The following is an 18,798-nucleotide window of genomic DNA, read 5'->3' on the forward strand; positions in this document are numbered from 1 at the left end:
AAAAAAGAATGTTAAAGCTAACAGATGTTATCATCCCCGCGAAATATTTTTATAAAGTGAGTAACCAGCGGCTTATACAAATAACAGAAGATGGCTCTCATACCATTATCATTCCTTCAAAAAAAATTATTTATCACAGCACGCATGGTGCATTGCAGGAAAGCCGGCATATTTTTATTAACAGCGGGCTGAAATATTTTTTAAATAAGTATGCTGATGCAAATGAAACTATCCATGTTTTTGAAATGGGCCTGGGCACAGGCTTAAATGCATTGCTCACATGGCAGGAAGCAGCATTATTAAAGCAAAAGATTTTTTACCATGCCGTGGAATTATACCCGCTGACAAAACCAGAAGCGGACAGTTTGAATTATGACAATTTTATGGAAAATAATAACGTTCGTTTATCAGCAATTCATCATTCAGCATGGAATGAATTAATTAGTTTGAATGAATATTTTTCTTTTATAAAAACTAATGCTGATATACAAAATTTCAATACAGCGCAAAAATTCAACCTTATTTATTTTGATGCATTTGACCCGAATGCCCAACCGGAATTATGGACAGAAATCATTTTTAAAAAAATGTTTGACCTGCTGCTTAACAACGGAATCTTAGTAACCTATTGCAGCAAAGGCGCCGTACAAAGGGCAATGAAAACTGCCGGTTTTATTGTACAAAAACTAAAAGGCCCGCCTGGAAAAAGAGAAATAATAAGGGCAATAAAAACTACACATTAAAACTCAAATGCTTTATCAATTCTTCAGGCAGCTTTGGCAAATTTCTTCTTTCAATTAAAAACGTAGAAAGGCCTGCAATATCCCTGTAAACATAATGTTTGTTCAATGCACCCTCAAGGTAACCCGAACCAGATGTATTGCCCGTGCCCACCCGCATACCAATCATGCGGCGCACCATTATTAAATGTTTATGCCGCCAGTTGCTCATTAAATGGTCAATTTCAATTAATGTATCGAGTATTTGATAAGATGTTTGGAATACGGGAAAATCCCTGTAAAGCATTATAAACAAGGCAGCGCGCAGTGCCTGCGCAGAAAAACTGCTTCTCAAATTGTTTAATGTTTCGGGTGCAATGCCCTCCTGCATGATGTTGAAGAAAACGTAATCGAAATCAATAATTTTATTGGCTTCCCTTTGCGTTAAACCTGCCTTATAAATATGCCTGTAATCATTCCAGAATACGTGGCCTGCGCCGCTTTCTGCCGAAAGCGGCGCATAATTTTTCCAGAACAGTTCTTCAAAAAAAGGCATTCTTTCAAGCCAGTGGTTAATGAGTTGTAAAAGGTTTTGGTGCTGTTCCTTTTCTGTGATGCGTGCATAGTCTTCCTGCGTAAAGCCGCCTTCATTTACCCGCTTGTAATAATCTTTCTGATGACGGTTTTCCAGTTGCAAACCCAGCACCGATTCTATGAGCCTGAACTGTGCGCTCTGAAAGCCGGAGGAAGGCGTGAGCAAGTTCCTGAATTCTAAAAAATCAAGCGGCGTCATCGTATCCAGGATACTTACCTGCTGGTTTAATAATTCCAAAATTTTTATAATGCGCCGCAAACGGTGCAATACGAGGTTAAGGTCTTCAGAATTATCATTAATAATTTCTTTGCTGAATATTTTCAATACATAATCAAGCTCAAATAAAATTTGTTTAAACCACAATTCATAAGCCTGGTGTATAATAATGAAAAGCATTTCATCGTGCGCCGGGTAATTATCTTCTTTAAAACTTTCCGGCTGCTGGCTGCCTAATATTTTATCAAGATGCAGGTAATCGCTGTAGTATAAGGTATCTTTCATTAATGTACTATTTATTATTATCCATATTTAATCTTACAAATAATTCAAACAGCTTTTAATTGTTCTTTCAAATTTTCCCATCCGTCTGCAAACAGGGATTTTTCTATTTGACTTTTCGCTTATTTTGCAGCCATTCATAATCAAATCTGAAAATAACCGCATGTTACCAAGGTACAAAAGAATAGTATTGAAACTTTCCGGAGAATCTTTAATGGGAAATGGCGCTGATGGCTTTGAACCTTTTAATGCACCGGTAATAGAGCAATATGCAAATGAAATCAGGACCATTACTGATCTTGGTGTGCAGGTTGCGCTTGTAATTGGCGGCGGCAATATTTACCGCGGCGCCAATGAAATTGAAACCGGCATTGAACGCGCTCATGGCGACTATATGGGAATGCTTGCTACAAGCATTAATGGTATGGCAATGCAGGCCATGCTTGAGCGCATAGGCGTTGACACACGTCTTTTAAGCGCTATAAAAATGGAGCAGGTGGCAGAGCCTTACATTCGCCGCCGGGCCATTCGCCATCTCGAAAAAGGCCGTGTTGTAATTTTTGCAGCCGGCACGGGAAACCCTTATTTTACTACAGACACAGCCGGTTCTTTAAGGGCTTTGGAAATTAAGGCTGATGTAATTTTAAAAGGTACGCGTGTGGATGGTATTTATACTGCAGATCCGGAAAAAGATATAACAGCAACCAAATATGAAACCATTACCTACCAGGAATGTATTTTAAAAAACCTTAAAGTAATGGATATGACGGCCTTTACACTTTGCATGGAAAACAACCTTCCTATTGTTGTTTTTGACATGAATAAACCGGGCAACCTATTAAAAGTAGTGGAAGGATTGAACGTTGGTACATTGGTAAACTAATAAATAGTGTTTAAATAAAAAAAGCAGGTTCATAACCTGCTTTTTTTGTATCAGCTATTTAAGAAAGCTTTTAATTCATTGGCATCATTGGGCTTCATTTTGCCGCTTAATATCAGGCGGAGTTGCCTTCTTCTTAAAGCCCCGTCATACAAGGCTTTTTCCTGTTCCGTCTCGGGCAAAACGGCTGGCACCAGCCTCGGCTTATTATTGGGATCGAGCGCAACAAATGTAAAATAGGCTTCGTTGCTTTCATACCTGTATTGATGCAGGTTATCTTCTCCCCAAACCATTAAATGTATTTCCATTGAAGTATGAAATGCCCGTGTAATTTTTGCTTCAATATGCACCACATTGCCAAGCTTAATAGGGTTTTTAAAACTGATATTATCCACACTTGCCGTCATGCACGGGGCGTTGCAATGTTTACTGGCAGTCATGGCTGCGGCAATATCCATCCAGTACATTAACCTTCCTCCCATCAAATTTCCAAAAACATTGGTATCGTTTGGTAATACCAATTCGTTCATTACGGTTATGCTTTCACTAACTTTCTTACTTTCCATTGCACAATTTTGCGCAAATATAATTTGCGATGTGCGATAATATTTTATTATCGCATTAATAAAGAACTGCCCTTTTGTGAAAGCAGTTCTTTATCACACTTTTTATTTGCTTAAACCTTCCAGCATTGCATCTGTTATCCGCACGGCTGTTTTTCCATCTCCCGTGCCCGTGCCGCTGTATGCAATTGCATAAACCACCCTGCCGTTTAATTCATTTAAAGTTGCATCAAATAATTCTTCAGAATTTAATTTAATGCCATACTCATTGGATATAAGATTTGTTTTATTACAAGCTTTTTTATAGGCATCTGTGCTTTTAGCAAAACCATCAAAACAACCATTAATATTATACCAGTGCACATTGAGGTAATCAATAGGAATATTGCGGATAGATTCAGCGTAATAATTCACGGCTTTTATCAGCAAATTAAAATTAGCCAATTTACCTCCAACCCAATATTGACTAAACCATTCGGCTGCTTCTTCCTGGGAAAATTGAGTATAAGCCCATCTGCGCAGGCCGGTGGAAGTTATACCCGCGTCGGCAATTTTAAAACCGTATTTATGGCCTACCTCTGTAATGGCAGCAAGCTCATTCAGGTAATGGTCTATGGTACCTTTGTGATAAAGAATATTATCCCATTCATTTTCCACAACCACCACAGGTATCTGGTCCTTTTGAGGGGCATAATATTTAAAAAATTCTTCAGCCCTCTTTTTTACATTAACAATGTTGGTGGGAAATGGCTGAGGGCCAAAAGCTACGTTTGCCCAGTTAAGATTTACCTGCACATGGTACCCATTTTTCAAATACTTGTCAATAACTCCGCTCTTTGTTTTTTCAGAAAGAAAGATATTAAGTCGCGTAAGTTTAATACCAGCATAATCAAGCTGCTTTGTTGTAGCATCAAATCCTCCTTTGGCAACAAGCAGGCCATGCGTTGTTTGCGGTGCGGCCTGCGAAGAATACTCTTCTGCGGCAGTGCCGGAGGTTTGGGTTTTAAGAGGTTGGGTTTCTTTTTTGCATGACGCAGCAATGCATAGCGCCAGCAATAAATAGCACACTTTCGGGGCGTTCATTTATTAATAGATATTGGTGACAATACATCCTGATTGCGATCGGAAACAGGCTTGCTTTCTTCTTTGATATAGCTATCCCTTTAGAAAATTTGGCTTTTCAGAATAATGATTAATTGGACTTTCGATAATTTGCTTTTTCAGATTTTTTTTCGATCAATTGTTACCTGCTAATGGGGCTAAAACAGTTATGTAATTACTCTAATTCGTTCCTAAATATTCAATCAGCGGCGCAAAGGTATAGTATTTTTAAATACAACATTTATTTTTTTTAAATTTTCTGCCCTTTTGTCTCAATTTTTATTTTGCACAGAATTTGGTTCGATGTCGATTCTATTTATCTTCAACGCTTTAAAATAATAATTATGGATTTTGGAAAGGAATTTGAAAAATACGCAGTTAAGCACAGGGGAATAAGTTCAAATACAATTCATGGATTTAAGCAGCACACAATCACTAATCTCACTCCTTATATAATTGAAGAACGCCCGCTGAACGTTGCCAGCATGGACGTTTTCAGCCGATTGATGATGGACCGCATTATCTTCCTGGGTGAGCCGATTGATGACTATGTAGCTAATATTGTAACCGCACAGTTGTTGTTTTTAGACAGCACAGACCGCACAAGGGATATTCAAATGTATATCAACAGCCCTGGCGGCAGCGTGTATGCGGGGCTTGGCATTTACGATACCATGCAGTTTGTAAGCCCTGATGTTTCCACCATATGCACAGGCATGGCTGCCAGCATGGGCGCCATTTTAATGTGCGCTGGCGTAAAAGGAAAACGCAGCGCCCTGAAACACAGCCGCATCATGTTGCATCAGCCTTTTGGCGCTATTGGCGGGCAGGCAACTGATATTGAAATCACGGCAAAGGAAATTCGAAAAATAAAGCATGAATTATATGCCATTATCGCCCATCATACAGAAAAAGACATTAAAAAGGTAGAAGAAGACTGCGACCGCGATTTCTGGATGACCGCCGATGAAAGCAAGGCCTATGGTGTGGTGGATGAAGTATTGGTAACTAATCCAAGAAAAGAAAAAAAATAGCTCAAAAAAATTTGCAGTAATCAAATAACCATATCAAATTAAATAATATGATCGATTTGAAAAATATAAGCTCATTAAGATTAAATGAAGACGAAGACGAACCGCAGAAAGAAGAGAAGCCGGAACAATCTTCTTACCTAATGAAAAAAATGGAGCAACTGTTTTTAAAAAACAGGGCCGTTTACCTGTGGGGGCCGGTAGAAGATAAATCAGCCCGTGATGTTGTAAGCAAACTGCTTTTGCTGGATGCTGATAAACCGGGCAAGGAAATAAAATTTTATATTAACAGCCCGGGCGGTGTGGTTACAAGTGGCATGGTTATATATGATACCATGCAAATGATTCAATCGCCCGTAAGTACCATTTGCATGGGCCTTGCCGCCAGCATGGGCTCTATTTTATTAAGCGGCGGCGTTAAAGGAAAAAGATATATATATCCTCATGGGGAAGTGATGATTCACCAGCCAAGCATTGGCGGTTATTTCCAGGCTACAAGCGCCGATATTGAAATTCATGCAAAACAAATGCAGCGCACTAAAGAGATAAGCGCAAACATCCTGGCAAAAAACACAGGCAAATCTTTCGAAAGAATTATGAAAGACTTTGATCGCGATTACTGGATGGATGCCAAAGAGGCAGTTGAATACGGCATTGCAGACGAAATAGTTGAGAAGCTATAAGCTGAATTATTAGGATATTATAAAGCAAAGGTTTAATAAATACGTTTTACCTTTGCTTTCTTTTTTAATCAAATTTTATTTATTTAATTACGATGGCAAAACAGTCAAACCTGCATTGTTCTTTTTGTGGCCGCAGCCGTGATGAGGTAAAGATTCTTATCGCAGGCCAGGAAGGGCATATTTGTGAAAACTGTGTTGAGCATGCCCAGGAAATAATTATGCAGGAATTGCAGGTAAGGGACGAAACCCGCACCACGCAATACAAATTCAATATCCGCAAACCCTTAGAAATAAAAAATTATCTTGATCAATATGTAATTGGCCAGGAAGAAGCAAAAAAAATCTTATCTGTAGCCGTTTACAATCATTATAAAAGAATTACCCGTAAACAGCAGCAGGATGATGTTGAAATTGAAAAGAGCAATATCATTATGGTTGGCGAAACCGGCACCGGTAAAACCCTGCTTGCCAAAACAATTGCCAAACTTTTAAACGTTCCCTTCGCCATAGTTGATGCTACTGTATTTACTGAAGCCGGCTATGTGGGTGAAGATGTGGAAAGCATGCTTACGCGTTTGCTGCAGGCTTGTAATTATGATGTGGCCGCCGCCGAAAAGGGAATTGTTTTTATAGACGAAATTGATAAAATAGCCCGCAAAGGCGATAACCCTTCCATAACCCGCGATGTAAGCGGCGAAGGCGTGCAGCAGGGTTTACTGAAAATGCTTGAAGGCACAGAAGTGCTCGTTCCGCCTCAGGGCGGCAGGAAACATCCTGAGCAAAAAATGATAAAAGTAAATACCACAAATATCCTTTTCATTTGCGGCGGTGCTTTTGACGGCGTTGATAAAATAATTGCACGCCGTATTAATACAAATGCCATCGGGTTTAATGTAAATAAAGAAGAACAGGAAGACCAGCGCAAGAATTTACTGCAGTTTGTAAATGCGCAGGACATCCGCTCTTTTGGTTTAATACCGGAATTATTAGGCCGCCTGCCAATAATCACTTACCTCAACCCGCTGGATGCAGAAACCTTGCGGGCCATTCTCACCGAACCTAAAAACAGCCTGATAAAACAATACACCAGGTTGTTTGAAATGGAAGGCATAAAGCTTACGGTTGATTTGGATGCGCTTGACTTCATGGTGCAGAAAGCACTTGAATTTAAACTGGGTGCAAGAGGTTTAAGAAGTATTTGCGAACATATACTTACTGATGCAATGTTTGAGTTGCCCGGCAGTAACAAAAAAGATCTGCATGTAACGCTTGAATACGCTTCTACCAAGTTTGAAAAAAGCAAGCTTAATAAACTCAAGGTTGCCTAAGCTTTTTACGATACTGCTTCGGCATTGTTATATACCTCAAATAATTTTATAGCTTCTGCAGCTTCTTTTACATCGTGTACACGTAAAACAGATGCGCCGTTCAACAAAGCGATCATGTTCATTGCTGTAGTTCCATTCAATGCATCCTCCGCTGTAACATTCAGCGTTTTATAAATAGCCCCTTTTCTTGACAGGCCGGCAAGTACAGGCCTGTCAAGCATTTTGAAAACAGCAAGATTTCTTAATAGCTGAAAGTTATGGCTGATGGTTTTGCCAAAGCCAAAACCGGGATCAATGATCACATCTTTAATGTTATGCTGCCGGCATTTTTCTGTTTGAAGAATAAAAAAATCAAGCACTTCCTGCACCACGTCTTCATAAACAGGATTTACCTGCATAGTTTCCGGCCTGCCCTGCATATGCATGCAGATATAAGGCACCGGGAATTTTCCAACAGTTGCCAGCATGTTATCATCCATCATTCCACCGCTTATATCATTAATAATGGAGGCGCCCGCTTCAATCACTTTTTCTGCAACAGCAGCATAGTATGTATCGGCGGAAATAATTGCACCAGGAAAATTTTTATGAATTAACTCAATTGCAGACAATAATCTTTCCTCCTCTTCTGTTGCTGATAACCTTGTGCTGCCCGGCCTTGTACTTTGTCCGCCAATATCCAATATAGCAGCGCCTTCTGCAATCATTTTTGAAGCCGCTTTTAATACTTCATCTTCTGTTTGCACACGGCTTTTTGAATAAAAGGAATCGGGTGTAATATTCATAATGCCCATTATTACAGGCTTATCAATAACAAGCAATTTTCCGTTGCAGTTAAGTGTAAATAAAGTCGTTTTTTCAGATGCAGGCATTGCAGGAATAAATTTATGTCTATTGATTTATTATAATTTTTATGGCTGAGTTTGCCAGAAAAATATACGGCACAAATATCGGCATGCAGCATTCATTATTATGATTGCTTTCGTGGTTTTGTTTGCTTTATAGCCCAATAAAATTGATGATGTCTTTCAACCCGGGATCATATCCTTCTTTGGTATCAACCTTTAAAGTTGGCAGGTTTATATTAACCGGTTTATATTCATCTGTAAGCAGCACGTTTAGTTCTCCTTCTTCATTTACAAACCTGTCGTTGTGAAATTTTTCTCGGGAAGAATCATCCGAGAGCCTTTGTTCAAACCGTTGCCGGGTTGTAGCAAGCGGCGCATCACAAATAATTATTTTTATAGTTGCCCGGTGCGAAAAATTCAAAAGTTTTTCTTCCCATGATTTATGTTGAAAAGCAGCCTCAGCAATGAATGATATATTCTTTGAAATAAGAAAACCTACTACCTCAAAAAAAGTGTTATAAATGTGCCAGTCAGCTTCATTACCAGGCTTGTTATATGTATCACCAATGGTATTTATATAACCTTCTTTAAGTTCATCTCTTGAAATAACAGGGCAGTTTATTTCCCGTGAAAGTTTATGCGCCAACGTTGTTTTTCCTGAAGCAGGCCTTCCTGTAATAACAGTTAATAATGGCTTATGCATTTGCAAAAATTGATTTTTGTTTATTGAGTGAATATAATTTTATGAACTGGAATTTATGAAGAAATATACGATACAAATATCGCGATAAGGTTTATTTTATATAACTCTGCATTTAATGGAAACATCTCCTAATCTGCTCAAAAACTGGGCAGGCAATATTACTTATAACAGCAATAGGCTATATAATGCTGCTTCTGTAAACGAAGTGCAGGATATTATCGCAAAACATGCGAATATTAAAGCTTTAGGCACCAGGCATTGCTTTAATACCATTGCTGACAGCCAGCATAATTTTATTTCATTATTGCAGATGAATAAAGTGTTGCACATAGATGAAACCAGCAGTACAGTTACAATGCAGTCCGGTATGAAATATGGAGAATTAGCGCCATTGATCAACAGTAAAGGCTTAGCGCTGCACAACCTTGCTTCATTGCCGCATACGTCTGTTGCGGGCGCTTGTATTACAGCAACACACGGATCAGGTGTGCATAATAAAAATTTATCGGCAGCAGTAACCGCTTTTGAATTTATTGATGCAGAAGGCAGGCTTCATCATTTATCAAAACAAAAAGACGGTGAAAAGTTTAACGGGCTTGTAGTAAATCTTGGCGCCGCCGGTGTTATAACAAGTATTACGCTGCAAGCGGAACCAACTTATAACATAAAGCAATTTGTTTTTGAACATCTTTCTTTCAATACCATGAAAGAAAATTTTAAAACCATTATGGGCGCCGGCTACAGTGTAAGCCTGTTTACCGACTGGACAAATGATATAAACGAAGTTTGGATAAAGCAAAAAGCAAATGAGCAACAGGCAGGCATGAAAGCATTTTTTGATGCAATGCCTGCAACAGGAAACCTGCATCCTATTGCATCCATTTCAGCAGAACATTGTACAGAACAAATGGGTGTAGCCGGCGCATGGCATGAGCGTTTACCGCATTTCAGGATGGGCTTTACACCAAGCAGCGGCGAAGAACTACAATCAGAATATTTTGTGGCGGATGAACATGCCGTTGATGCAATCATGGCAGTTCAAAAGCTTACTGATAAAATAAGCCCCTATTTATTGATTTCAGAAATAAGGAGTATTGCTGCAGATGAACTCTGGCTTAGCCCTTGCTATAAACAAAACTCCACAGCTATCCATTTTACCTGGAAACAAAACTGGCCTGCAGTACAAAAATTATTGCCTTTAATTGAAGAAACTTTAGCAGCCTATAATGCAAAACCGCATTGGGGAAAGTTGTTTTCCATGACAGGCCTTCAGTTGCAAAACAGGTATGAAAAAATAAATGCTTTTAAAAGCCTGCTTAAAGAATATGATGCTAAAGGAAAATTCAGAAATGATTTTCTGAACCGTAATATTTTTGTTGTTTAAGAACTGTTTATTATTTAAGATGGGTTTGCAAATATTCAATATGCAATGTTCAATAATCAATGCTCAGTTTGCAGGGGTTTTATATTGAACATTGCACATTGTTTTGTTGAATATTCGCCTTAAACTGAGCTGTTCACCACTGACAACTCGCTTACTTAATATTAACGTGAATTCTGGATGAGCATTTTAACGATAAAGATGTTTGCGAATTGAGCAGGGATTTGTATCGTCATGTCGGGGAAACGAGACATCTCCTGAAATTCAGACTGGTTGAAAGCTAAGAGATTTATCTCTTTCATATTTATCTTTTAGGTCTCGATGATTGCTTCGCAATTCTCCTATCGTCGAAATGACGTTCGAAGATGTTTATATTTTGTAATCAGTTTTCAATTTCATAGCATAACGCCTCACATTAATATTAAATTGACCTGGCAACAATAATCATTTTTCATCTTTCCACAATCTTGCCCCTCCTCTTATGCCTTCTTTATTGTTAGCGATAACCATATTATCATCCAGTGGCATGGTTAAGTTCCTCGCATTGCCACCACTTATATACAAGCGATCATAATTAAATACCGTTTTTAAAATCTTAAACACTTTTTCCATCCGGCGGTTCCATTGTTCTTTACCTTTTTGATTATATGCTTTTTCACCAATATACTGGTCGTAATCTTTATCGGTTTTTACAGGGTGATGTGCAATTTCAAAATGCGGTAATAATTTGCCATCATACAATAAAGCTGTACCGAAACCTGTGCCCAGCGTTATCACCATTTCAAGGCCCTTGCCGCTTACAATGCCCACACCTTGCAGGTCTGCATCATTTACTACCCTGGCTGGTTTTCGCAGCAGTTTCCCAAGAAAATTTTGCAGGTCAAAATCCTTCCAGTCATCAGTGCCAAGATTGGGCGCCGTTTTAACTACGCCGTTTTTTATATAACCCGGGAAACCAACAGATATTTTATCATACTCTCTAAGGCCTTTTACCAGTTCTTTAATACCATCTAATACATTAATAGGCGTGGAAGGCTGCGGCGTTGGTATTTTTACATATTCTGAAACAGGTTCCCCTTCTTTATTTAATAAAATGGCTTTGACGTGCGACCCGCCAATATCTATCGTTAATATATTTCCTGCATTCATATACCTGTAAATTTTTTGATGAATTGTATTGTTGTTACCTGCTTCTTAATAACCGGTTTTCATTTATTATTTCCAGCTCAACTTTAAACTTTATATTTCAAACTTTGAAAATTTATTTCAGCCAGAAAGATACTTTTTTTACGTCTCTTGAATTTGGCCCGGTCATCACTTCAAATTCGCCGGGTTCTGCAATGAGTTTTAAGTCTGGATTATAAAACATCAGGTCACTGTGATTAATATTGAATACAACCTGTTTGCTTTCACCCTTCTTCAAAAATATTTTCTGAAAGCCCTTCAATTCTTTTACAGGCGGTGTAATGCTGGCCACTTTATCATGCAGGTATAATTGCACAATTTCCTCTCCATCATAATTGCCTGTGTTGGTTACCTTAACCGTTACAGTTAAACCTTCCATACCACTGATAGTTGTTTTGCTTAAAACAGGATCGCTATAGTTGAAATTTGTATAACTTAAACCATAACCAAACGGATATAAAGGCTCGTTGGTAACATCCAAATAATCTGATTTAAACTTATGGCCATCGCCCGGGTTTAAAGGCCGGCCTGTATTCTTATGATTGTAATAAAGCGGTATCTGGCCAACATTCTGCGGGAATGTAGTAGTAAGTTTTCCTGAAGGATTATAGTTGCCAAACAATACATCAGCAATGGCATTACCGGCTTCAGTACCTGGAAACCAAACATCTAAAATAGCAGCGGCATCTTTATCTTCCTTGTTTAATGTCATAGGCCTTCCATTAAATAATACAACCACAACCGGCTTTCCGGTTGCAACCAATGCGGCTAATAAATTTTCCTGGCTTTGCTGTAAACTTATGTCACTCATGCTGGCCGCTTCACCGGTAAAGTCTGCAGCTTCGCCTAAACAGGCAACAACAATATCCGCTTTATTTGCTGTTGCAACAGCTTCATCAATCATTTGCTGTGGCGTTCTTGTATCAACATCAATTTCTTTTGCAAAATCATTAATGTTCTTAACGATCATAGAATCGTCGCTTATGTTGGCGCCTTTTGCATACAATACATTTACATCGTTGCCTGCAACATTCTTAATGCCCTGCAGCACGGTAATATCTTCATTGTATTCACCGCGTATATTCCATGTTCCGAGCATATTGCGCTGGTTATCTGCCAGCGGCCCTACCAATGCAATCGTTCCTGATTTCTTTAAAGGCAAAACATTATTGCTGTTCTTTAATAACACAAATGAATGCTCTGCCGCATTGCGCACGGCAAGCCTGTTGGCATCAGTAAGAATTGAAGTTTTTGCACGCGCTTCATCACAATGATTATAGGGGTCATCAAACAAACCCATTTTATACTTTGCTTCAAGCACTCTTCTGCAGGCATCATCAATTTCCGTTTGTGTAACCTTGCCTTCCTGTAAAGATTTTTTTAATGTAGTCAAAAATCCTTCAGACACCATATCCATATCCAGGCCTGCTTTTAACGACTGGGCCGATACCTGCTGCAGGTCACCAATACCATGATTGATCATTTCACTTACTGAAGTATAATCACTCACCACAAGCCCTTTAAAGCCCCATTGATCGCGCAACACATCAGTCAATAAAAATTTATTACCGGTTGCAGGAATGCCATCCACTTCATTGAAAGAGCTCATCACGCTGCCAACGCCCGCATCAATGGCGGCTTTATAAGGCGGCAAATAATATTGATACATTCTTATGCGGCTCATATCAACCGTATTGTAATCGCGGCCTGCTTCTGCAGCACCATATAATGCATAATGTTTTACACAAGCCATTACAGCATCTTTTGCAGCCATGTCTTTTCCCTGGTAACCACGCACCATGGCCGCAGCTATCTTTGAACCGAGATAAGTATCTTCACCCGAACCTTCTGCAATGCGCCCCCAGCGCGGATCACGGGCTATATCAACCATTGGCGAATACACCCAGTTTAAACCGTCAGCAGCAGCTTCTGTGGCAGCAATGCGTGCACCTTGTTCTATCAGTGGCATATCCCATGAACAGGATAGACCAAGCGGAATAGGAAATATAGTTCTGTGGCCATGGATCACATCTAAACCAAACATTATAGGAATTTTAAGGCGCGAATTTTTTACAGCAATATCCTGCGCTTTGCGGATTTGATCGGGGCCGTTTATACCAAACAAACCGCCAACCTGACCGTTCCGGATTTTATTGTCCACATCTGTGCTTACAACAGCCCCTGTAACAGCGCCGCCCGGCGTAACAAGATTTAGCTGGCCTATCTTTTCATCCACAGTCATCTTACTCATCAGGTCTTTTACAAAAGCATTCATTTTTTGTTCCTGCTGATAAGTTTGCTGGGCAGATAAGAATGATACAGCAGTTATTGTAAAAAGAAAAAACAGGCAGATTTTTTTCATGGCAAAGAATTTACTTATTCAAATATAATCATGAACAAACCGTGCAAAAAAAATACTGCTTATATAGCTAACCGGTTTACAGCTTAATAATTTTTTTCGTCAACACTTTATCTGAGAATATTGCCTGAACAATATACATGCCTGCAGCGCAACTACTGAGATCGATATTATAATAATTGCCTGCTTCCCCGTTTACATTAACCTGGATGATCTTTTGCCCAATCATACTATATATAACAATCGCTTTAAGGTTGGATGGCTGCGGATAAAACTGTACCGCAACATTGCTGGTGGCAGGATTGGGCGTTACCAAAAAGCCCTGCGCTTTTAAATTTGGATTGATAGTAACAGTCCTTATATTAATATCATCCAAATAAATATTGTTTTCATATTCTTCTGTATTTCTGAAAGCTAACATAATGTTGCCTGCATTTATATAATCTGCAAGATTGATAGAGTCTTTACGCCATTCAGATGAAGCAGGCACAAATTCAGTGGTTGTTGGCGTTGTTCTTGTTACAAGATTGCTTCCGTATTTTTTATAAATGCTGGTATAAGTTGCGCCGCAGTCTTTGCTTACAAGCACTTCCAGCGTATCCCAGGTATTGTTGCCGGTATTAATATCAGTATAAGTTGCAGCCGCCACATAAAATGAAAGAAAGGCAGAATCCACATTAGTAATGTTGATATCCGGAAAGCGCAAATCATCTTTTTGATCGTTGGCGTTATAATTAAAATTATTGATCATAATGCTGGCATTACCTGACTTTGCCGCACGGGTGGTGCGTTGCCATGTAATATAACCGTCAGGATTTACAATATCCCAGGCTGCTGGCGGAAATGTTGTGTTTTCAAAACCTTCTGAAACAGTTGCCGCTGCTGCATAGTATTGAAAAGTGGATGTAAGCGTATCGTTATCTGTAACCTCATCCCGCTTATTGTTGGGGCCTGAAGTATAAATAGCAATGGTGTGAATACCATCTGCTATTGTTAAATCATTCAATTGCACCTGCGCAGTTGCGTTATGCGCCAGTGAACCATTCCAGTTATAGGTTGAACTGTTTTTACCATCAATTAACACCGTTATATTTAAGCTGGTTAATACCTGCATGCCTGCATTTTGTATGGTAACTGCAGGCGTTAAACTGTTGCTGCATATTCTTGCTGCCGGCGCATTTATTGATTGAAGCGCAGCATTGTAAGCATATTGCACAGGCGGCTGGCAACCATCGGAAGTTAACAGTGAAGAACGGTAAGCCAGCACTGCATCTTCCATACGGTCAACCTGTTCTGTTGTAAACAAAACAAGGCAATCATCGTTACTGTAATCCATATAATTCTGATACATGATGCCGTTACCATCCGTAGTACAGTTATCAGTTCTTACGCCTGAATAACAGCCTGCACTTGCATCGGCCTGGTTCGGCGTATCATCAATGTAATCTGTACCGGCACAAGCGCCTTTATCATCTCCCCATATATGATAAAGGTTAAAGTAATGACCCGTTTCGTGCGTTAAAGTTTTACCGCCATTGTATGCAGTGTAAGTGCTGCCGGGCAGGCTGCGGTAATCAATAACAACGCCTTCCGCATCAGCAGAACTATCTTCAGGAAAAGTAGCATAACCCAAAACACTGTTTGATAAAACGCAAACCCACACATTGAAATATTTATCATCATCCCAAATATCGGCGCCGCCAGATGAAGCATATTTCACGCCATCATTAGTACTGAAAGAACTCTTTGTGGTAACAATACGCTCAATACCGCTGGTGCTGTCGCCGGTGGGTGTGCGCCGGGCAAGGCAGAATTGAATATTCGATTTGCCATACAACGATTTAAAGTAAGAAGGGATATTGGTTGAGTCTGCATTCTGCCCCGCAAAATCTTTGTTTAAAACATCCAGTTGTTCATGTATCTGTTCATCCGTTACTGCATCCGGGTTTTTTAATACGATATGAAATACCACGGGGATGGTAGCAACAGATTCAAGCCTGCTGCGGCTTTTAAGCAGTTTATAATAACCGCTTTTAACAGCATCATTAAAAGCTTCGCGCTTTTGTTCAAATCGTTTTTTGAATGTGGGGTTGTTCTGAAACTTTATTTCAAGCCGCTGCATGGCGCCACATTTTTCCTGCACAACTTTATTCTTTTCCTGTGCTGAGGATGTTGCATAAAAAACCATGAATGCGAGCAGGCATAAAAGATATCGGGGGTTATACATTCGATGTTTGTTTTGGAATTTCTTTGATAAAGCTAATCCTTCTGCAGTAAGATCATGTAATATAAATTTATGCTGCTTACTCATCTTATTAACACAAAAGTTCCTTTTCGTAAAATTTCCTTATTGGTATAATCTGTTCCCAACGCAATAAAAACATAAGTGCCCGCAGGCTGCGGCGTTCCATTCCATGTGCCATCCCAGCCCTTGCCTTGTTGCTCAGTAAAAAATACACGCTGCCCCCAGCGGTTATAAACACCAAAATATTTAAAAGATTTTATGCCAACCAGTATAGGTTTTTCAACGTCGTTCAGGCCATCATGATTTGGCGTGAAACCGGTTGGCACAAAAATGTCGGGCTTCGTTGTAAACACATATACTTTTATATCATCGTAAGCATAACAGCCTTCGGCTGTGGATACTTTTACCGTATAGGTAATTGTATCGGCTGAATGATAAGTGCCAACAGGATTATAAATGGCTGGGTTATTTAAATAGGTTGATGGCGTCCATAAATAAACGGCGCCGCCTGAAGCATTGAATTGCAAAGGCTGATTAATTACTACGGCCGTATCGTTGCCTGCAAAGGCATTTACTTTAGGCACCACATTAACCACCACCACATCGGTTGATGGTTTGGGGCAACCCAATGTATCATATACAGTAATGGCATAAGCCGTTGTATCCATCGGGCCGGCAACAGGTGTTAAAGTGTTTGCATTAACCAAACTGGTTACAGGCAACCATGTAAAAGAACTGCCATTAATTGTTGCGCTTAACTGTGCAGTGTTTCCATAACATATAGATGTATCGTTTGATGCCGTTACAGCAGGATAAGGAACTGTGGTAATTTGTACAGCATCATTAGCAACGCATTTTCCTATGCTTGCCATAACGGTATAGGTTGTATTGTTTGGCGGAAATGCCAATGGTTGTTTAGCAGTATCGCTGCTTAAATAAGTTGAAGGCGACCATTGATAATGCAATGCATTGCTGGTTGTGAATATCTGCATGCTATCTGTTGTGCAGATGGTTGTATCGGGCATTACATTTAATGATACGTTATCTACAACATTCACCGTAACCGTGTCGCTGGCAACGCAACTTTTTTCAGTAAGTGTAACAATATATTGCGTTGTGTCTTTTGGATAAACATAAGGCGATGACGAGTTTGCATTAATGATGTTGTTGCCAGTCCATACAAAATTTCCATTGCCATAAGCCTGCAGTTGCAATGTATCTATACTGCAGATTAATGTATCGCTGAAAGCAAGTGAAAGATCAGGCTTGTCTGTAACGTTCACTGTTTTGCTAACTGTTTCACTGCAGCCTTTGCTTGATGTAATGGAGAGCGTAGCCGTTCTTGTTGCTGCCGATGGATAAGTATATGATACCGTTTTTAAAGACGATGTATCTGCTGCAGTTGTTTCATCGCCAAAATTCCATAAGCGATAAGTTATATAACCATATTTAATGTAGCTGGTATCATTAAATAAAAACGGCGACTGGTAACAATTCCCTGAAACAGTGAAACCAGGGCTGAAGGCCGGGTAAACAGCTACCTGTGATGTAGTTGAATCGGAACAACCGGAAGTAGAAACCACTTTCAGCTTTACAGTATAAACACCGGTATCGGGATAAGTATAAGATGGTGTTGCTTCTGTTGATACATCTGCATTCGTTCCGCTTACGCCAAAATCCCAGTAATAAGAACTGATATTGGAAGCAGATGCTTCATTTTTAAATGATGTGGTAAAGCTGTCGCAGTTGGTATAAGACGGTGCAAGCTCTGCCGCTGTTAAGCTGCAATTGTAAACATATATCTGCAATTCTTTTTTCACAGAATCAATCAGTACGCCATTGCGCCATTCCTTTACATATACAGCCATAACAAACTCACCGGTGGTTGTTGGCGCAGTGCCGGATATCAACCCTGTTTTCGGATTGATGGTAACGCCGCTGCCCATCGGGCTTGCGCCGCTGTAACCGGAGTTGTAAGTAAGCGATGCAAAAAAAGGAGCGGATGAGCTTGATGAAGTATTCAATCCATTACCAAAAGAATAACTGAGCGAATCATTATCAACCGGGTCACTTGCTGCAAACTGGTAGTTGAACCCTTCTTTATAACATACAATAGCTGTGTCTTTAAAATCAAAAACAGGGCTTGTGTTTTCATGATAATCCGCGCCTGAATTACCGGGAATAGTTGCTGTAATGGCTATACCTGTTGAACTTGAATTGGCTATATTAATAATATTATCCGTTCTGTATTCATCTGTAACGGCCAATACATAACCGGCTGTAATATCAGTTAATGTAATTGTAGTAACATAAGTATAAATTTCATAACAGATTGTTGGCGGGTTAACCATGCAACTGCTGAAACTCTTTTTAGTAGATGTGGCAGAAGTAGTAGTGTTAATAGTTGTTGATAAAACCTGCGAACCCGTAGCGCCATTCAATGCGCGTAATGTTACAGATGTTCTTGGGCCTTCAACGCCACAGCCATAAAACACTGTTACGGTTACTTTATATTTTGATGTGCCTGAAGAGGCGCCGGCGCCTGCATATTCATAACGTATATAGCCGCCTTTTACATGATGTGCCAATGCGTGCTGCCCAATAAAAACAAGCAAAAGAAAAATGCAGCCTGCCCTCATCCTGTAATGGTTTTAAGTGTTCAAATTATTTAATCATTTA

Annotated in this window: 15 protein-coding genes; 6 read left to right on the plus strand and 9 right to left on the minus strand. The window is 39.6% G+C overall.

Annotated features, from left to right (window positions below; genetic code table 11):
• The first annotated feature begins 8 nt into the window (after positions 1-8).
• The gene (mnmD, locus tag BM015_RS08335; RefSeq protein WP_090657252.1) at positions 9-743 is read left to right on the plus strand and encodes a tRNA (5-methylaminomethyl-2-thiouridine)(34)-methyltransferase MnmC2; all 735 of its coding nucleotides are present in this window, start codon (positions 9-11) and stop codon (positions 741-743) included.
• Here the strand turns inward: mnmD and BM015_RS08340 are convergent.
• Positions 733-1,815 carry a tryptophan 2,3-dioxygenase family protein gene (locus BM015_RS08340; RefSeq protein WP_090657254.1) on the minus strand — a complete coding sequence of 361 codons (1,083 nt, stop codon included), beginning with the start codon at positions 1,813-1,815 and terminating at the stop codon, positions 733-735. The two genes, mnmD and BM015_RS08340, sit on opposite strands and share 11 nt — an antisense overlap.
• 160 nt (positions 1,816-1,975) lie before the next feature.
• Here BM015_RS08340 and pyrH point away from each other — a divergent pair, with 160 nt between their 5' ends.
• Positions 1,976-2,695 carry a UMP kinase gene (gene pyrH / locus BM015_RS08345; protein WP_090657256.1) on the plus strand — a complete coding sequence of 240 codons (720 nt, stop codon included), beginning with the start codon at positions 1,976-1,978 and terminating at the stop codon, positions 2,693-2,695.
• 50 nt (positions 2,696-2,745) lie between these two features.
• Here pyrH and BM015_RS08350 read toward each other — a convergent pair whose 3' ends face one another.
• Entirely contained in the window at positions 2,746-3,258 is a 513-nt protein-coding gene (locus BM015_RS08350) for an acyl-CoA thioesterase (protein WP_090657259.1), read from the minus strand.
• A 102-nt stretch (positions 3,259-3,360) separates the two neighbouring features.
• Positions 3,361-4,338 (minus strand): hypothetical protein, encoded by a 978-nt coding sequence (locus BM015_RS08355; RefSeq protein WP_090657261.1) that lies wholly within the window; start codon positions 4,336-4,338, stop codon positions 3,361-3,363.
• 362 nt (positions 4,339-4,700) lie between these two features.
• On the opposite strand from BM015_RS08355, the gene BM015_RS08360 reads away from it, so the two are divergent.
• The 3 genes from BM015_RS08360 to clpX all read left to right on the plus strand — a co-directional run bounded on the left by BM015_RS08360 (position 4,701) and on the right by clpX (position 7,398).
• Positions 4,701-5,390 carry a ClpP family protease gene (locus BM015_RS08360; protein ID WP_090657263.1) on the plus strand — a complete coding sequence of 230 codons (690 nt, stop codon included), beginning with the start codon at positions 4,701-4,703 and terminating at the stop codon, positions 5,388-5,390.
• 47 nt (positions 5,391-5,437) lie between these two features.
• Positions 5,438-6,070 carry a ClpP family protease gene (locus tag BM015_RS08365; RefSeq protein ID WP_090657265.1) on the plus strand — a complete coding sequence of 211 codons (633 nt, stop codon included), beginning with the start codon at positions 5,438-5,440 and terminating at the stop codon, positions 6,068-6,070.
• A 92-nt stretch (positions 6,071-6,162) separates the two neighbouring features.
• The gene (gene clpX, locus BM015_RS08370) at positions 6,163-7,398 is read left to right on the plus strand and encodes an ATP-dependent Clp protease ATP-binding subunit ClpX (RefSeq protein ID WP_090657267.1); all 1,236 of its coding nucleotides are present in this window, start codon (positions 6,163-6,165) and stop codon (positions 7,396-7,398) included.
• A gap of 5 nt (positions 7,399-7,403) precedes the next feature.
• Here the strand turns inward: clpX and folP are convergent, their stop codons facing one another.
• Together folP and BM015_RS08380 are read right to left on the minus strand one after the other, a co-directional pair.
• Complete coding sequence (gene folP, locus BM015_RS08375; protein WP_090657270.1) at positions 7,404-8,270, minus strand: dihydropteroate synthase; 867 nt, start codon at positions 8,268-8,270, stop codon at positions 7,404-7,406.
• 127 nt (positions 8,271-8,397) lie between these two features.
• Positions 8,398-8,955, minus strand: coding sequence for a P-loop nucleotide/nucleoside kinase family protein (locus tag BM015_RS08380; RefSeq protein ID WP_262497242.1), 558 nt, complete (start codon positions 8,953-8,955; stop codon positions 8,398-8,400).
• Positions 8,956-9,064: 109 nt separating this feature from the next.
• Here BM015_RS08380 and BM015_RS08385 point away from each other — a divergent pair, with 109 nt between their 5' ends.
• Positions 9,065-10,333, plus strand: a complete 1,269-nt coding sequence (locus BM015_RS08385; RefSeq protein WP_090657274.1) for a D-arabinono-1,4-lactone oxidase — start codon at positions 9,065-9,067, stop codon at positions 10,331-10,333.
• A 441-nt stretch (positions 10,334-10,774) separates the two neighbouring features.
• On the opposite strand, the gene BM015_RS08390 is transcribed toward BM015_RS08385, so the two are convergent.
• The 4 genes from BM015_RS08390 to BM015_RS08405 form a co-directional block, all read right to left on the minus strand.
• Positions 10,775-11,479 carry an ROK family protein gene (locus BM015_RS08390; RefSeq protein ID WP_090657276.1) on the minus strand — a complete coding sequence of 235 codons (705 nt, stop codon included), beginning with the start codon at positions 11,477-11,479 and terminating at the stop codon, positions 10,775-10,777.
• Between the two features lie 112 nt (positions 11,480-11,591).
• Positions 11,592-13,877 carry a beta-glucosidase BglX gene (gene bglX / locus BM015_RS08395; protein ID WP_090657279.1) on the minus strand — a complete coding sequence of 762 codons (2,286 nt, stop codon included), beginning with the start codon at positions 13,875-13,877 and terminating at the stop codon, positions 11,592-11,594.
• Positions 13,878-13,953: 76 nt separating this feature from the next.
• Positions 13,954-16,101, minus strand: a complete 2,148-nt coding sequence (locus BM015_RS08400) for a M43 family zinc metalloprotease (protein ID WP_218148458.1) — start codon at positions 16,099-16,101, stop codon at positions 13,954-13,956.
• 80 nt (positions 16,102-16,181) lie between these two features.
• Positions 16,182-18,758, minus strand: coding sequence for a PKD domain-containing protein (locus BM015_RS08405; RefSeq protein WP_090657281.1), 2,577 nt, complete (start codon positions 18,756-18,758; stop codon positions 16,182-16,184).
• Positions 18,759-18,798: the final 40 nt, after the last annotated feature.

The sequence above is a fragment of the Parafilimonas terrae genome, assembly GCF_900115755.1.
GTDB lineage: Bacteria > Bacteroidota > Bacteroidia > Chitinophagales > Chitinophagaceae > Parafilimonas > Parafilimonas terrae.

Coding starts and splice junctions, on each gene's coding strand:
- BM015_RS08355 (WP_090657261.1), bottom strand. CDS start 4,338: ATGAACGCCCCGAAAGTGTGCTATTTATTGCTGGCGCTATGCATTGCT.
- clpX (WP_090657267.1), top strand. CDS start 6,163: ATGGCAAAACAGTCAAACCTGCATTGTTCTTTTTGTGGCCGCAGCCGT.
- BM015_RS08360 (WP_090657263.1), top strand. CDS start 4,701: ATGGATTTTGGAAAGGAATTTGAAAAATACGCAGTTAAGCACAGGGGA.
- BM015_RS08385 (WP_090657274.1), top strand. CDS start 9,065: ATGGAAACATCTCCTAATCTGCTCAAAAACTGGGCAGGCAATATTACT.
- BM015_RS08405 (WP_090657281.1), bottom strand. CDS start 18,758: ATGAGGGCAGGCTGCATTTTTCTTTTGCTTGTTTTTATTGGGCAGCAC.
- mnmD (WP_090657252.1), top strand. CDS start 9: ATGTTAAAGCTAACAGATGTTATCATCCCCGCGAAATATTTTTATAAA.
- pyrH (WP_090657256.1), top strand. CDS start 1,976: ATGTTACCAAGGTACAAAAGAATAGTATTGAAACTTTCCGGAGAATCT.
- BM015_RS08400 (WP_218148458.1), bottom strand. CDS start 16,101: ATGTATAACCCCCGATATCTTTTATGCCTGCTCGCATTCATGGTTTTT.
- BM015_RS08365 (WP_090657265.1), top strand. CDS start 5,438: ATGATCGATTTGAAAAATATAAGCTCATTAAGATTAAATGAAGACGAA.
- BM015_RS08390 (WP_090657276.1), bottom strand. CDS start 11,479: ATGAATGCAGGAAATATATTAACGATAGATATTGGCGGGTCGCACGTC.
- bglX (WP_090657279.1), bottom strand. CDS start 13,877: ATGAAAAAAATCTGCCTGTTTTTTCTTTTTACAATAACTGCTGTATCA.
- BM015_RS08340 (WP_090657254.1), bottom strand. CDS start 1,815: ATGAAAGATACCTTATACTACAGCGATTACCTGCATCTTGATAAAATA.
- folP (WP_090657270.1), bottom strand. CDS start 8,270: ATGCCTGCATCTGAAAAAACGACTTTATTTACACTTAACTGCAACGGA.
- BM015_RS08350 (WP_090657259.1), bottom strand. CDS start 3,258: ATGGAAAGTAAGAAAGTTAGTGAAAGCATAACCGTAATGAACGAATTG.